This window comes from Nocardia sp. NPDC003183 (assembly GCF_053590715.1).
This window is the reverse complement of the sequence record NZ_JBSFTG010000005.1, coordinates 197,124-211,515: the sequence shown is the minus strand read 5'-3', so window position 1 is coordinate 211,515 and position 14,392 is coordinate 197,124. Positions and strand designations below refer to the sequence as shown.

At 70.1% G+C, this 14,392-nt stretch carries 11 protein-coding genes; 5 read left to right on the top strand and 6 right to left on the bottom strand.

Features of this window, described 5'->3' with window-relative positions; genetic code table 11:
- Nucleotides 1–3: 3 nt before the first annotated feature.
- Nucleotides 4–690 (bottom strand): metal-dependent transcriptional regulator, encoded by a 687-nt coding sequence (locus ACWDXS_RS19310; RefSeq protein WP_378989121.1) that lies wholly within the window; start codon nt 688–690, stop codon nt 4–6.
- A 129-nt stretch (nt 691–819) separates the two neighbouring features.
- Between ACWDXS_RS19310 and ACWDXS_RS19305 the strand changes: the two genes are divergently transcribed.
- Nucleotides 820–2,061 (top strand): acetoin utilization protein AcuC, encoded by a 1,242-nt coding sequence (locus tag ACWDXS_RS19305; protein WP_449967358.1) that lies wholly within the window; start codon nt 820–822, stop codon nt 2,059–2,061.
- Nucleotides 2,054–5,248, top strand: a complete 3,195-nt coding sequence (locus ACWDXS_RS19300; RefSeq protein WP_449967355.1) for a GNAT family N-acetyltransferase — start codon at nt 2,054–2,056, stop codon at nt 5,246–5,248. The genes ACWDXS_RS19305 and ACWDXS_RS19300 overlap by 8 nt, the downstream gene beginning before the upstream one ends.
- Nucleotides 5,249–5,371: 123 nt before the next feature.
- Here ACWDXS_RS19300 and ACWDXS_RS19295 read toward each other — a convergent pair whose 3' ends face one another.
- The 3 genes from ACWDXS_RS19295 to ACWDXS_RS19285 all read right to left on the bottom strand — a co-directional run bounded on the left by ACWDXS_RS19295 (nt 5,372) and on the right by ACWDXS_RS19285 (nt 8,958).
- Nucleotides 5,372–6,340 (bottom strand): sigma-70 family RNA polymerase sigma factor, encoded by a 969-nt coding sequence (locus tag ACWDXS_RS19295; RefSeq protein WP_378626663.1) that lies wholly within the window; start codon nt 6,338–6,340, stop codon nt 5,372–5,374.
- A 169-nt stretch (nt 6,341–6,509) separates the two neighbouring features.
- Nucleotides 6,510–8,009, bottom strand: a complete 1,500-nt coding sequence (locus tag ACWDXS_RS19290) for a DUF7782 domain-containing protein (RefSeq protein ID WP_449967350.1) — start codon at nt 8,007–8,009, stop codon at nt 6,510–6,512.
- A 211-nt stretch (nt 8,010–8,220) separates the two neighbouring features.
- Nucleotides 8,221–8,958, bottom strand: coding sequence for a VOC family protein (locus ACWDXS_RS19285; protein ID WP_449967348.1), 738 nt, complete (start codon nt 8,956–8,958; stop codon nt 8,221–8,223).
- A 272-nt stretch (nt 8,959–9,230) separates the two neighbouring features.
- Between ACWDXS_RS19285 and ACWDXS_RS19280 the strand changes: the two genes are divergently transcribed.
- The gene (locus ACWDXS_RS19280) at nt 9,231–10,562 is read left to right on the top strand and encodes an MFS transporter (protein ID WP_449967345.1); all 1,332 of its coding nucleotides are present in this window, start codon (nt 9,231–9,233) and stop codon (nt 10,560–10,562) included.
- A 14-nt stretch (nt 10,563–10,576) separates the two neighbouring features.
- Here ACWDXS_RS19280 and ACWDXS_RS19275 read toward each other — a convergent pair whose 3' ends face one another.
- Nucleotides 10,577–10,993 carry a DUF3099 domain-containing protein gene (locus tag ACWDXS_RS19275; protein ID WP_378988616.1) on the bottom strand — a complete coding sequence of 139 codons (417 nt, stop codon included), beginning with the start codon at nt 10,991–10,993 and terminating at the stop codon, nt 10,577–10,579.
- Between the two features lie 83 nt (nt 10,994–11,076).
- Between ACWDXS_RS19275 and ACWDXS_RS19270 the strand changes: the two genes are divergently transcribed.
- Nucleotides 11,077–11,316, top strand: coding sequence for a DUF3039 domain-containing protein (locus ACWDXS_RS19270; RefSeq protein ID WP_056815556.1), 240 nt, complete (start codon nt 11,077–11,079; stop codon nt 11,314–11,316).
- Here the strand turns inward: ACWDXS_RS19270 and ACWDXS_RS19265 are convergent.
- Nucleotides 11,286–12,449, bottom strand: coding sequence for a YihY/virulence factor BrkB family protein (locus ACWDXS_RS19265; protein WP_379313031.1), 1,164 nt, complete (start codon nt 12,447–12,449; stop codon nt 11,286–11,288). The genes ACWDXS_RS19270 and ACWDXS_RS19265 overlap by 31 nt on opposite strands.
- Nucleotides 12,450–12,655: 206 nt before the next feature.
- Here ACWDXS_RS19265 and ACWDXS_RS19260 point away from each other — a divergent pair, with 206 nt between their 5' ends.
- Nucleotides 12,656–14,365 carry a DEAD/DEAH box helicase gene (locus ACWDXS_RS19260; protein ID WP_378628281.1) on the top strand — a complete coding sequence of 570 codons (1,710 nt, stop codon included), beginning with the start codon at nt 12,656–12,658 and terminating at the stop codon, nt 14,363–14,365.
- Nucleotides 14,366–14,392: the final 27 nt, after the last annotated feature.

Below are 14,392 nucleotides of genomic sequence, written 5' to 3'. Positions count from 1 at the left end.
GAATCAGACCAGCCTCACCTGGACGGCATGCGCCATCTCTTCGGACAGTTCGAAACCGTTGTGGCCCGGCACCGTGATCAGCACCGCACCCGGCTTGGTCTCCACGGTAACGCGTGCGTCGGGCACCACGCCCGCCTCACGCAACCGCCCGATGACCTCCGGGTCGGTCTGGATGTGCTCGGCCAGCCTGCGCACGACCACCGCGTGCAGCGCGCCGTTGGGCAGATCGGAGAGCCGGATCAGCTTCTCCTCGGCGGCGGACACGTCGCCGAGGCCGAGTTCGTCCAGACCCGGGATGGGGTTGCCGTAGGGCGAGGTGGTCGGGTGGTTGAGCACCTCGATCAGGCGCCGCTCCACCTCCTCGCTCATCACGTGTTCCCAGCGACACGCCTCGGCATGGACGTTCTCCCAGTCCAGACCGATGATGTCGACCAGCAACCGCTCGGCGAGCCGGTGCTTGCGCATCACCGAGACGGCCATGGAACGGCCCTTGTCGGTGAGCTCGAGATGGCGGTCGCCCGCGACGAGCAACAGGCCGTCGCGCTCCATCCGCGCGACCGTCTGGCTCACCGTCGGACCACTCTGCTCGAGGCGTTCGGCGATGCGTGCCCGCAACGGCACCACGCCCTCTTCCTCGAGGTCGTAGATGGTACGGAGATACATCTCCGTGGTGTCGACCAGATCCTTCACCTGATACCCCTTCGTCAGCACGAATTCTACCCACGCGCGAACGCCGGTCCGCCCGTCGGACCAGCGGCCCTATTTCTACTGCATGTCAACGCCGCACGGGGGCTGCTGCTTCCGGCTAGCGTGGCGACCATGGTCACGTCGCCGCGCAGCGAAACCAGTGGGACCGTCGTGTGGACCGAGCGATTCCTCGGCTACACCTGGAGTCCGGAGCATCCGATGAAGCCGGCGCGCCTGCAATACACCATGTCGCTGGCCGAAAGCCTAGGTCTTCTCGATGGTGTCGAGCCGTTGGCACCCGACGCGGCCACCCAGGCCGATCTGATGCGGGTCCACAGCAGCTCCTACATCGAGGCGGTGCGCCGGGCCGGACAGGGCCCGCCGACGCCCGAGGACGTCCTCTACGGGCTCGGAACCGCCGATAATCCGGTGTTCCCGAAGATGCACGAGGCGGCGTCGGTGATCGTCGGCGGCACTCTCGCCGCCGCCAGGGAGATCGCGGCGGGCCGTACCCGGCGGGCTGTGAGCATCGGCGGTGGAATGCACCACGCCATGCCGGATTCGGCGGCGGGGTTCTGCGTCTACAACGACGCCGCGATCGCCATCTCATGGCTGCTCGACCACGGCTTCGACCGCATCGCCTACCTCGATGTCGACGTCCACCACGGCGACGGTGTGCAACGCGCGTTCTACGCCGATCCGCGGGTGCTCACGGTGTCGATACACCAGCATCCGGCGACGTTGTGGCCCAATACCGGCTGGCCCGAAGAGACCGGGGTCGGGGCGGCCGAAGGTACCTCGATCAATCTGCCGCTCCTGCCGGGCACCCGGGACGCGCAGTGGCTGAGGGGATTTCACGCGGTGGCGCCCGGTGCGGTCGCCGCGTTCCGGCCGCAGATCATCATCAGCCAGTGCGGTGTCGACACCCACCGCGAAGATCCGCTGGCCGATCTGGAGCTCACCGTCGACGGTCAGCGCGCGGCCTTCCTCGCGATGCGCGACCTCGCCGACGAATACGCCGAAGGGCGGTGGCTGGCCATCGGCGGTGGCGGATACGGCGTGGTGCGGGTGGTGCCGCGCGCCTGGACCCACCTGCTCGCCGCGGCACTGGACAGGCCGCTCGCCCCCGAAACGCCGGTGCCCGCCGACTGGATCGACCAGGTGCGGGCCTCCGCGCCACGTGTGCAACCACCGACGACCATGGGTGACGGCGGCGACACCGCCTATCGGGCCTGGGACGGTCCCGGCGGCACACCCGAGATCGGCGACGCGGGCCAGATCCGCGCGCAGCGCGCGGTCGACACCGCGATCACGGCCACCCGGCGGGCGAGTTTCGGCCTGCTCGGGCTCGATCCGGAGGATCCTCGTGACTGAGCCACTGCTACCCGATACCGCCGACACGCCCGCGAATCCGCCTGCCCCGCCTCAACATTGGTACGGCGATGTGCTCGCCGCCGACGGTGGCGTGGTCCGGGTGCGCCCGATCGTGCCCGCCGATGCCGACGCGCTCGCGGCCTTTCACACCGGCCTGTCCGATCGCACCCGGTATCTGCGCTACTTCGGTCCGTACCCGCAGATCTCGCCGAAGGACATGTACCGCACCACCCACGTCGACTACCGCGATCGGGTCGGTCTCGTCGCGGTGCTCGGCACGGCGATCATCGGCGTGGCCCGCTACGAACTGCTCGCCCGGCCGGGCCCACGCGCGGCCGAGGTGGCGTTCGTGGTCGCCGACGAGCACCAGGGGCGTGGGCTCGGCTCGGTGTTGCTCGAACACCTCGCCGGTGCCGCCGCCGAGAACGAGGTGATCGCCTTCGTCGCCGAGGTGCTGGCCGAGAACGAGGCCATGATCACGGTCTTCCGTGAGGCCGGCTACCAACTGCAGCGCAGTCGTGACGGTTCCGAGGTACACCTCGAATTCGCCATCGACCCCACCGAAGCGCTGCGCACCGTGCGGGATTCGCGGGAGGCGGCCTCGGAAGCACGCAGTGTCGGCAATCTGCTCGCGCCCGGTTCGGTCGCGGTGATCGGCGCGTCACCGGAACAGACCCGGGTCGGCGGCGCGGTATTCGCGAATCTGCTGGCCGGCGGTTTCAGCGGACCCGTGTTCCCGGTAAATCTGCACCGGCGCTCGGTCCGTGGCGTGCGCGCCTACGCCGCGGTGAGCGAGATCCCCGACGAGGTGGACCTGGCGGTGGTGGCGGTGCCACCCGCCGCGATCGGGGCGGTCCTCGACGATTGCATGGCCAAGGGGGTCAAGGGCCTTGTCGTGTTGACCGCCGGCTTCGGCGAGACCGGGGCATCTGGGCTGGCCGCCGAACACGACCTGGTCGCCGCGGCGCGCGGGCATGGGATGCGTGTGGTCGGACCCAGCGCGCTCGGCATCGCCAACACCGATCCCGCGGTCGGTCTCAACGCGACTTTGGCCCCGGTGCTACCCCAGCGCGGGCGAATCGGCTTCTTCTGCCAATCCGGCCCCCTCGGCGCGGCGATCCTCGGCGAGGCCGCGGCCCGCAACCTCGGTCTGTCGACGTTCGTCTCGGCGGGAAACCGGGCCGACGTCTCGGGCAACGACCTGCTCCAGTACTGGGACACCGCCGCTGACACCGAAGTGATCCTGCTGTATCTGGAGAGCTTCGGTAACCCACGCAAGTTCTCCCGGTTGGCACGCCGGGTGGCCCGCGGCAAACCGATCGTCGCGGTGAGCAGCGGCCGCCTCGCGGCCGGCGCCGACATGGACCGCATCGTGGTCCGCGACCTCTTCGGTCAGGCCGGGATCATCCAGGTCGACTCCATCTCCGAACTGTTCGACTGTGCCGCGCTGCTGGCCTGTCAGCCGCTACCGAAGGGCCCCCGGGTCGCGGTGGTCGGTAACAGCGCCGCGCTGAACTGGCTGGCCATCGACGCCGCCCGTAGCGAAGGGCTGCGGGTGCACCGGCCCGTCACCGCGGTCGACCGAGGTCCTGGAGCCCGGCCCACCGAACGCGGTGCGCAGGCCGCGCGGCCGCCGGAGCCGGACCTGCGCAGCGCTCGGCCGGACGAGCGCGCCGAGCGAGGCGCGGATCGTGCCGGGCGGACGGCGTGGGGATTGCGCGGCGCCCGGCGGGGAAGCCGGGGCCCGGCCGATGCCGGGACGACCGACCGGCCCGGGGACAGCACCGGGGCGCCGGACCGAAGCAGGGGCAGCGGACCGGCCGACGGGCCCCGGGACAACGTCGGGACGCCCGACCGAAGCAGGGACAGCGGACCGGCCGACCGGCCCCGGGACAACGCCGGGACGCCCGATCGGACGAGAGGTGGCGTAGGGCCGGCCGACCGGACCAGTGGTAGCGCCGGGTCGTCCCAGCGGATCGTGGGCAGTGCCGGGCCTGCTCACCGGACCGCGGACAGCGCCGGGCCGACCAGCCACACCGAGGGCGACCTCGGCCCGGCCGCACGGAGCGTGGACAGTGCGATCGTGGACGGGCCGGTGGATCTCGGCCCGGAGGCGACACCGGCCGACTTCCGGGAAGCGGTCCTGGCTGCGCTGCGTAGCGAGGAGGTCGACGCGGTGATCGTCGTGGTCGCCCCGCCCGTTCCGGTGCCGATGGAAGGCTTCGGAGACGCCTTGCGGGCGGCAGCCGCGGCGGCGCCGGGCAAGCCGGTGCTCACCACGTTCGTCGCGGAATCGGGCATTCCGCGACAGTTGGCGGTGCGTACCACCGCGGGCGCGCCGGCCCGCGGGTCCATCCCGTCCTATCCGGATCCCGAGCGAGCCGCGCGAGCCCTGGCCAGGGTGGATCGGTACGCGCGCTGGCGGGATCGGCCGATCTCGCCGGTGGTGCGCCCGCCAGGAATCGACACCGCGGCCGCGGCGGCGCTGGTGGAGGGCTGGCTCGCCGAGTCGGGCGGGCGGTGGCTCACCGACGAGGAGGCGGTGCGGCTACTCGGGTGCTACGGCATCGACGTGGTCGAGTTCCGGGCTGTGCGCGATGCCGAACAGGCGGTCGCCGCGGCTGAGGAACTCGGATATCCGGTCGCGGCGAAGGCCACGGGGGAGCTGTGGCGGCGCCGACCGGATCTGATCGGCGTGCGTCTGGATCTGTGGGGACCGGAGGCGGTCCGGCAGGCCTACACCGACCTGGTGGAGATCTGTGGCGATCCACTGCTGCACGTGCAGAAGATGGCGACCAAGGGTGTCGGCTGCGTGCTGCGCGTCACCGACGACCCCTCGTTCGGATCGGTCATCCAATTCGGCCTGTCCGGCATGATCATCGACCTGCTCGGCGACCGCGCCTACCGCGCCCTACCGCTGACCGAGGAGGAAGCGACAGCGCTCATCGACGCACCACGCGCGGCGCCATTGCTCTCGGACGGGCCGGGCAGAGTGGGGGTGGACAAAGCCGCGCTGGCCGCGCTGGCTCAACGCATCTCGGCCTTGTTCGACGACATCCCCCAGATGCGCGAACTCTCCTGCGACCCCGTCCTGGCCGCCTCGGCCTCGGCGGAGATCATCTACGCCCGAGCGCGCATCGGCCCGGAACCGAGCCGCTTCGACACCGGCCCCCGTCGGCTGGCCTGAACGATGGCCGATCGGTCCGGTGGAACGAACAACGCCGACCGGCTCGCGACCCGGAGGGGAGGGGTGCGCGGTCGCCGGTCGGCGTTTCGGCAGACGACCCCGCGGGGCCGTCGAGTTTTCGGATCAGCTGGCGTAGGCGCGCAAGCGGTCGGCGCGGTCGCCCTTGCGCAGCTTGGACATGACCTCGCGCTCGATCTGGCGGACCCGCTCGCGGGACAGGCCGAAGAGCTTGCCGATCTGGTCCAGGGTGCGCGGCTGGCCGTCATCGAGACCGAAGCGCAGGCGGATGACCTGCTGTTCGCGCTCGTCGAGGGTGGCCAGGACGCTGCGCACGTCGTGGTGCAGCAGGCCGGCGATGACGGCGCTCTCGGCGGAGGTGGCCTCGGAGTCCTCGATGAAGTCGCCGAGGGGAGCCTCCTCGTCGTTGCCGACGGGCATGTCCAGGCTCACCGGGTCGCGGCTGTGGTCGAGCAGATCGGCGATCTTCTCCACCGGGATGCCCGACTCGTTGGCGAGTTCGGCGTCGGTGGCCTCGCGGCCCAGCTGCTGATGCAGTTCACGCTTGATCCTGGCGAGCTTGTTCACCTGTTCGACCAGGTGCACGGGCAGCCGGATGGTGCGGCTCTGATCGGCCATGCCGCGGGTGATGGCCTGACGGATCCACCAGGTGGCGTAAGTGGAGAACTTGAAGCCCTTGGCGTAATCGAACTTCTCCATCGCGCGGATCAGTCCGAGGTTGCCCTCCTGGATCAGGTCCAGCAGCGGCATGCCGCGGCCCGTGTAGCGCTTGGCCAGGGATACGACCAGACGCAGGTTGGCCTCGAGCAGGTGCGAGCGGGCGGCAGAGCCCTCGCGAACCAGAATCGCCAGGTCACGCTTGCGAGCCGCCGTCAACCGCTTACTGGTTGACAGCAGGTTCTGGGCATACAGGCCCGCCTCGATGCGCTTGGCCAATTCGACCTCGTCGGCCGCCGTGAGCAGTGCCGTGCGTCCGATTCCGTTGAGGTACACGCGTACCAGATCGGCTGCGGGGCTCTGGGCGTCGATATCGGCCTCGCTGGGGCGCAAACGAGTGGTGGCGGGGCTTGTCATGACTTGCCTCCTGTCGGTGGTGTCTCACTCCGATCAACGGACCCGACTTAGAGAAAGTTCCCGATCCCGCGGTCGATAAACCGCTCTGAGCTGCTGGTTCCCACCCCAACGGCTGAGAAGTTCCTGAGAAGAGGGTCCTGGTCGGAACTCGCTGCCACCGCGGGGCGGCTCAGACGGGCCGCACCAGTCCGTGACGGACGAGTCCGGCGACCACACCGAGAGCCTGGGCGGCGAATTCCGGCGTGACCTGCTCTGCTCCGTCGGCGAGGGCGAGTAGTTCGATCAGTTCGTACAACGGCAGCCCGTCGGGCCGCATTCCCGCGACCAGCGCGACCGTCGACTCGTCGACCTCGTGCTGCCAGCGTGGTCCGTCGCCGCGATGCAGCCGGGCCACCTGCTCGGTCCAGCCGAACTCGCCGGGCAGATACACCCGCTCCAGCGCGGTCGCCGGGCTCGGCGCGAAACGGGATGCCCACGCGAGGCTTTCGTCGGAGGCCACCGCGCGCAACCACGCCGACCGCGCGAAATACCCGGCCACCTCGGTGCCGAGCGGGTCGTCGAAACCGTGGGTGAGGTCCTCGGCGAGGAGTTCGGTGGGGCCGTCGATCGCGCGCAGATAGACGAACCCGAACCCGACACCTTCGACATCGGCGGCCTCGAAGGCGTCGAGCCAGCGCGCCGCCTGTTCCTGGGCGGCCGGGTCGCGCGGGTCCAGGCCCGCGTCGCGCAACCAGGTACCGACGTAGAGGGCAGGATCGGCGACGTCGCGCTGCACGACCCACGCGTCGACGCCGTGCGCGGGCAACCAGCTCGACACGCGCCGACGCCAGTCCTCGCCGTCCACGTGCACCCAGGCGGCGAGCATGGCCGCCGTGCCGCCGGGGGCCAGTAGCTCGGGCGCCTGCCCGATGACCAGTTCACTGGCCCCGTCCAGGGCGAGCCCGGAGTCGCGATAGGTGTGCTCGATGCGGGCCGGACCGACCACGAACGGCGGATTGGCCACGACCTGGTCGAAGCGTCGCCCCGCCACCGGCTCGAACCAGGACCCCTCGAGCAGTTCGATATCGAGTTCGTTGAGCGCGGCCGTGGCCTGCGCCAGCCACAGGGCCCGTGCGTTGACATCGGTGGCGGTGACCCGACCCGCGTAACCCGCCGCGTGCACGGCCTGCACACCGCAGCCGGTGCCCAGATCCAGCACGGTGCCGACGGGTTCGGTGGGGGTGGCGCGCAGCAACGACAGCGACGCGTGCCCGACGCCGAGGACGTGATCCTCGGTGAGCGTGCGCCGCCGCATCGAATCGTCGAGATCGGACAGGATCCACCGGGTACCCGCGCCGGCATCGAGCGGCCGCAGATCCAGCGCGGCCCGCACCTGGTCACCGTCGCGCGTGAGCAGACCCGCCGCCACCGCGGCGTCGATGCGCACCGGCGCCAGTGCGGTCGCGACGTCGCGCTCCGGCAGGACGTCTCCGAGCAGCAGCAACCGCACCAGCGTGCCGAGGTCGCCCGCCGCCCGCGCCGCCCGCCGCACCGGCACCGGCTCCGAACGGCTCAGTGCCGCATGCACATCGGGACCCAACGCCTCGACGAGGGTGTCGGCGTCGTAGCCGACCCGGATCAGCGCGGTGCGCAGGTCCGGGCACAGCGCGGTGAGCGGGGAGTCGGTCATCGTCGGGTTCGTAGGCACCCGACCACTCTGCCAGGGCCACGAGCACCGAGAACGACCAGCTGCCACTGCGTGTCGTCGCGTGCGCAGACTCGGACTCGCCCGAATACCGCGGTAGCCGCGGCGGCTTGTTCCTCTCGCGGACTGGATGGAAAGCCGCTGGGTCGCAGTGGCACATCGGCTGTGCTCGCGGCAGGTCGCTGTCTGCGGTGGTTCAGCCGGTGTACGGGTCCCGCGATGTCACGCAGTACAAGGCATTTCCGGGGTCACGCAGGACGATCCAGTGTTCGGCGTCGGTGACCCGGGTGGCGCCGAGGGATTCGTGCCAGGCCGCGGTGGCGGTGATGTTCGACGAGGCCAGGTCGGCGTGCGCGCCGGTGGGGCCGGGCTCATCCAGGCGCTGGAGCAGAAAGTGCAGTGGCTGGTCGGGGCCGCGCAGGCGCGAGAATTCCGGGCGGCGGCCGGGCTTGTGGGTCCAGTCGGTGAGTGTCTGCCAGAAGGCGGTATCGGCGTCGATGTCGGTGGGGGACAGGTCGAGGCAGATCTGGTCGAGGCGGGTCACTGTGCCATCGGGCGCGGTCGACACCGTGATCGGCGCCGGACCGAGACCGGCGGGCTCGGTAGACGGAATGAGACAGAACGTCTGTCCGGCAGGCGATTCCAGCACGGTGTAGTCATCCATTTCGGCGATCACGTGGGCGCCGAGCCCGGTCGCGGTCGCGATCGCCGCGGAAAGATCGTCGACGTCGAGATCCAGGTGGATGCCGCCGTCGTCGTGGACGGCTTGCATCTTGATCCACGCGGGTCCGGTGGCGGGCAGCAGGGTGATGAACTCATCGTGTTCGCCGCGCGGTGGCGAGACGGTGGAGTCGGTGACCTTCGCCCAGAATCGTGCGCAGTCGGCGAAAGTATCGACGGGTCGGTCGAGAAAGGCCCAGGTCCAGCGAATCATGCTGTCTCCCTTCCGCTATGAGGGCACCTCGGAAGCCGTCGGCCGGATTCGGTTGTCCTGTCGGGCAGCTCGGGTGGTCCTGTCCGAACGGTAGGCGGCCCGCGCTCCGCTGTCGACAGCCTTGTCGGTTCAGCCTGCGGGCTCCGCTGTCACGGCCTTCGTGCCGCGTTTCGCTCGCGCGCGCCCGGCCGACCCCGTCGATGGCAGGATGTTGACGAAACATGTCACACCGGCCACTCGCTCGCCCGCCGTCGATCCGGCACGCTGGCCGAGTGACCGATTTACGTGCGCCCGCGCCGCCCACCGGCGACGACCCGGCCGACAACCTCACTTCCGCACCGGCATCGGTCACCGACGAACGTCGTCGACTCCATCCCGCGTGGATCGTGGCGGGCGTCGGCTTCGTCGCCCTCCTCGGCGCGGCCGCCTTCCGCTCGGTCCCCAGCGTCCTCATCGAGCCGCTGCACACCGAATTCGGGTGGTCACACGCCACGATCTCCACCGCCATCTCGCTGAACATGCTGCTCTACGGCCTGATCTCGCCGTTCGCCGCCGCGCTGATGGACCGATTCGGCATCCGCAAGGTGGTGTGTTCGGCGCTGGTGCTGATCGCCGCGGGCAGCGGGCTGACGGTGTTCATGACCCAGGCGTGGCAGCTGGTGGCGACCTGGGGATTGCTGGTGGGTGTCGGCGTCGGGTCGATGTCCATGCCGTTCGTCGCGACCATCACCGGCCGTTGGTTCGTCCGGAGTCGTGGCCTGGTCACCGGAGTGCTCACCGCGGCGGGCGCCACCGGTCAGCTGGTGTTCCTGCCGCTGGTGTCGATGCTGGCCACCGAGCACGGCTGGCGGCTGCCGTCGTTGATCGTGGCAGCAGTGGCGCTCTCGGTGGTGCCGCTGGTCTGGCTGTTCGTGCGCGACTATCCCAGCGACGTCGGTGTCCGCGCGTACGGGGCGCCGACCGATTCGGACGCGGGTGCGCGAGTCCCGATCGTCGGCGGTGCCAACCGGGCGTTGAAGGTACTCGCCTCGGCCGCGCGCCGACCCGGATTCTGGCTGCTGGCGGGCGGTTTCGCGATCTGTGGGGCATCGACGAACGGCCTGGTCGGCACCCATTTCGTCACCGCGGCCCACGACCACGGCATGCCGCCGACCACCGCGGCCGGACTGCTCGCCCTGGTCGGGATCTTCGATGTGGCAGGCACCATCGCCTCGGGCTGGCTCTCGGACCGCGTGGATCCGCGCTACCTGCTGCTCGGCTACTACTCGCTGCGCGGGCTCTCGCTACTGATCCTGCCGTCGCTGCTCGGGCCGCACACCGAGCCGAGCATGTGGGTGTTCATCGTGTTCTACGGCCTGGACTGGATCGCGACCGTCCCGCCGACCGTGCTGCTGTGCCGCGAACTCTTCGGCGCGGACGGCCCGATCGCGTTCGGCTGGGTCTTCGCCGCCCACCAGGTCGGCGCCGCCGTGGCCGCCACCGGCGCGGGCTTCATCCGCGACGTCCAGGGCTCCTACGACCTCGCCTGGTACGTGGCGGGTGCGCTCTGCGGGATCGCCGCGGTCATGTCGATGCTGGTCCGCAGACCGGCAACGGCCGTGTAGCCGAACCGCAGCCGCTATTCCAGGGTCTTGTGCTGTCCGGATTCCAGCGCGATCTGGTTCGTGCGGCCGTCCCAGCGGCTGGGTTCGTCCTTGGTCCGCGGCGGGCGGTCGTTGGCGATCAGCACCGCGATCCACGGCAGCGGCACCGAGGCGGCGATGATCAGGATCGAGAGCAGCGGGTTCTCGAACGCGCTGTAGGCGATCGCGGCCAGGATCAGGCAGGGGATCCGGAAGGCCATGATGAACGTGTAGCGGCGCACCCTGGCGCGATGCTGGTCGTCGAGCGAGGGCGCGGCCTCGGTGATCAGCACGGCGTGTTCGGCGGGGGCGGGCCGGAAGAACCCACGCGAGGACTTGGGCTCGGGGGGGATCGTCACTTCCGGGTCCGGCTTCGGTTCGTCGGCGCCTGGGACATCGCCGTAGGACTGCATACCCCGAGTCTTCCACTCGGCGTCATCGAGCGCACACGCGGCTGGTCAGCGGCCCGGGGCCGGGATGCGGCATCATGGAAGGCGTGAGTACAGACACTCTGGTACGCCCGGAAACCACGACCGACGAGACGACCAGCGACGACACCCCCAAATTCTTCCACTACGTGAAGAAGGACCGGATCGCCGAAAGTGCCGTGATGGGCACGATGGTCGTCGCCCTGTGTGGCGAGGTTTTCCCGGTGACGCGTTCGGCCAAGCCCGGCTCGCCCGTGTGCCCGGACTGCAAGAAGGTCTACGAGGGCTTGCGCAAGGACGGCGACTGAGCCGAGGGCTCGGTCGGTGACGCCGGTGCCTCGGAGCAGGCCCCGGCGGTTTCGTCGTGCTCATCGTCATCGTCGTCGTCACCCCGCACCTGGCTGGTGATCCATTCCTTGACCTGCTCGATCCGGGTGGCCCGGGCAGGCCAGAACTCCTGAACGGCGGCGTTGAACTCCGCGCCCAGGATCACCGCGAAGCCGAGGAAGTACGTGAACAGCAGGAACGCGATCGGGGTGGCCAGCGCGCCGTAGCTCACCCCGGTGGCGGTGATCCACGACAGGTACCGGCGCAGCAGGTCGCTGGCCGCCATGAAGAAGACCCCGGCCACCAGCGCGCCGCCGAACAGCCGATGCCACGGCAGTGATTTGTGCAGGGCCAGCTTGTAGAGCGTGGTCAGCCCGACGATCAGCAGCAGCCCGACGATCGGGTAGTAGAAGGTGTCGATCAGCCGCAATCCCGGCTCCCGCCACGCTTCGGGCAGCACCCGCCCGATCCTGGTGGGACCCAGTGCGATCACCGGCAGGATGAGCACCGCGGCCACCAGGAACTGCACGTAGAGCAGCAGCGCGAAGATCCGCTGCCAGATCGGATGACGGGCGTCCTGCTGTCCGTGCGCCTCCACGATGGCGTCGACGAAGGTGGCCATCGCCGAGGAGCCGGCCCACAGCGACAGCACGAAACCCACCGACACCAGCGCGCCGCGCCCTCGGCCGAGCACGTCGTCGACGGTCGGTTCGATCAGGTCCGAGACCACCGACGGGCTGAAGAACTCGCGGCTGAACGCGATGATCTTGCTCTCCACGATCTGCACGGTGTCGGGCCCGAACAATCCGCCCACATAGCCGAGGCTGCCGAGGAGGCCGAGCAGCAGTGGTGCCAGCGACAGGGTCTGCCAGAACGCCGCCGCCGCGGACTTGGCGAATATCGAGTTGTCCCAGCACTTGACCGCGACCCGGACCACCAGTCGCCATGCCGTAGCGAGCCATCGCACCCACGGCGCGTGATCGCTGCGACGTTGCGGAGCGGCCCGCGCGCCGACCGCAGGGCGCGCGGGCGAGTCGCGGGGCGGGAGCGCCTGCGGCGGGTGCGCCGCGTCGGCAGCCGGGACCTGGTCGTTGTTCATCTCGGTGTCAAGCATCCCGCACGTTGGGGGTCTGTGTGGTGCGGGCCGGGCATCGTGTCGGCGGGTAACAGGTAAATGGCCGGTGACCACGGGCGCGGTTGTGATGCCTGTCGCCCACCCCGCGTCGGTTTGGCGACACGCCGCATCGGGCGGCTAGGGTCGACTGCGTGACTGGGTCGGGTGGCGCCGCTACGGCGAAGCAAGCGGGGACACCGGGCGAGATTGCCGCGGGAGGCGCCCCGTCGGGTTCGTTGCGCGCCTGGCAGCGGCGCGCGTTGACGAAGTACCTGGCCACCAAGCCGCGTGACTTCCTCGCGGTCGCGACGCCCGGCGCCGGTAAGACCACCTTCGCGCTGCGTGTTGCCGCGGAGTTGCTGGCCGATCGTACGGTGGATCAGATCACCGTCGTCGCGCCGACCGAGCACCTCAAGCACCAGTGGTCCGCCGCGGCCGCGCGCACCGGGATCCAGCTGGACTCGCGGTTCTCCAACTCCACCGGCGCGACCTCCGGCGACTATCACGGCGTCGTGGTGACCTATGCCCAGGTCGCCGCGCACCCGACACGACACCGGGTGCGCACCGAGAACCGTCGCACGCTGGTGATCCTCGACGAGATCCACCACGCGGGCGACGCCAAGACCTGGGGCGAGGCGACCGAGGAGGCGTTCGGCGACGCGACGCGCCGACTGGCGCTGACCGGAACCCCGTTCCGCAGTGACGATTCGAAGATCCCGTTCGTCACCTATGAGCCCGACGAAGGTGGGTTCCCGCGTTCGCGCGCCGACCACTCCTACGGCTATGCCGACGCGCTCGCCGACGGCGTCGTGCGTCCGGTGGTGTTCCTGGCCTACTCCGGTGACGCGCACTGGCGCGACAGCGCGGGCGAGGAACACACCGCCCGTCTCGGCGAACCGCTCAGCGCCGAACACACCGCGCGGGCCTGGCGCACGGCCCTTGATCCGGCAGGTGACTGGATCTCGGCGGTGCTGCGCGCGGCGGATGTGCGCCTGCGTCAGCTGCGCGCGTCGGGCATGCCCGACGCGGGCGGTCTGGTGATCGCCACCGATCAGGAGCGGGCCCGCGACTACGCCGAACTGCTCGAGCACATCTGTGGCGAGCGGCCGTCGGTGGTGCTCTCGGACGACCCGCAGTCCTCGCAGCGCATCGGCGAGTTCGGGAAGGGCACCCAGCCGTGGATGGTCGCGGTGCGCATGGTGTCCGAGGGTGTCGACGTGCCACGCCTCGCCGTCGGCGTCTACGCCACCAGCGCCTCGACGCCGCTGTACTTCGCGCAGGCCATCGGCCGTTTCGTGCGTGCCCGCAAGCCGGGCGAGACCGCGAGCGTGTTCCTGCCGTCGGTGCCGGTGTTGCTCGACCTGGCCGCGCAGCTGGAGTTGCAGCGCGATCACGTGATCGGCAAGCCGCACCGCGAGAAGGACGGCCTCGACGACGAGCTCCTGATGGACGCGAACAAGGCCAAGGACGAGCCCGGAGAGGACGAGAAGTCCTTCGTCGCCCTCGCCGCGGACGCCGAGCTCGACCAGGTGATCTACGACGGTTCCTCCTTCGGCACCGCCACCATCGCGGGCAGCGACGAGGAAGCCGACTACCTCGGCATTCCCGGTCTGCTCGACGCCGACCAGATGCGTGCTCTCCTGCGCGACCGTCAGACCCGTCAGCTGGCCGACCGTAGTGCCGCGCAGGAGTCCGCCCCCCAGCCCGCGGCCGTCGCCGAACGTGTCGCCACCTCGGACAAACTGGGCGAGCTGCGCCGCGAACTCAACAGCCTCGTCGCGATGCACCACCACCGCACCGGCAAACCCCACGGCGTGATCCACGGCGAACTCCGTCGCGAATGTGGTGGTCCGCCTACGGCCTTGGCGAGTGTCGATCAATTGGGTGAACGTATCGCCGCCCTGCGTCGACTCTGAGAGACCGAACCTCGCCGACGCGCCGGC

What these genes read in the sequence shown, in the direction of transcription:
- ACWDXS_RS19305 (WP_449967358.1), top strand. Translation starts at nt 820, where the DNA reads ATGGTCACGTCGCCGCGCAGCGAAACCAGTGGGACCGTCGTGTGGACC.
- ACWDXS_RS19295 (WP_378626663.1), bottom strand. Translation starts at nt 6,340, where the DNA reads ATGACAAGCCCCGCCACCACTCGTTTGCGCCCCAGCGAGGCCGATATC.
- ACWDXS_RS19290 (WP_449967350.1), bottom strand. Translation starts at nt 8,009, where the DNA reads ATGACCGACTCCCCGCTCACCGCGCTGTGCCCGGACCTGCGCACCGCG.
- ACWDXS_RS19285 (WP_449967348.1), bottom strand. Translation starts at nt 8,958, where the DNA reads ATGATTCGCTGGACCTGGGCCTTTCTCGACCGACCCGTCGATACTTTC.
- ACWDXS_RS19275 (WP_378988616.1), bottom strand. Translation starts at nt 10,993, where the DNA reads ATGCAGTCCTACGGCGATGTCCCAGGCGCCGACGAACCGAAGCCGGAC.
- ACWDXS_RS19265 (WP_379313031.1), bottom strand. Translation starts at nt 12,449, where the DNA reads ATGCTTGACACCGAGATGAACAACGACCAGGTCCCGGCTGCCGACGCG.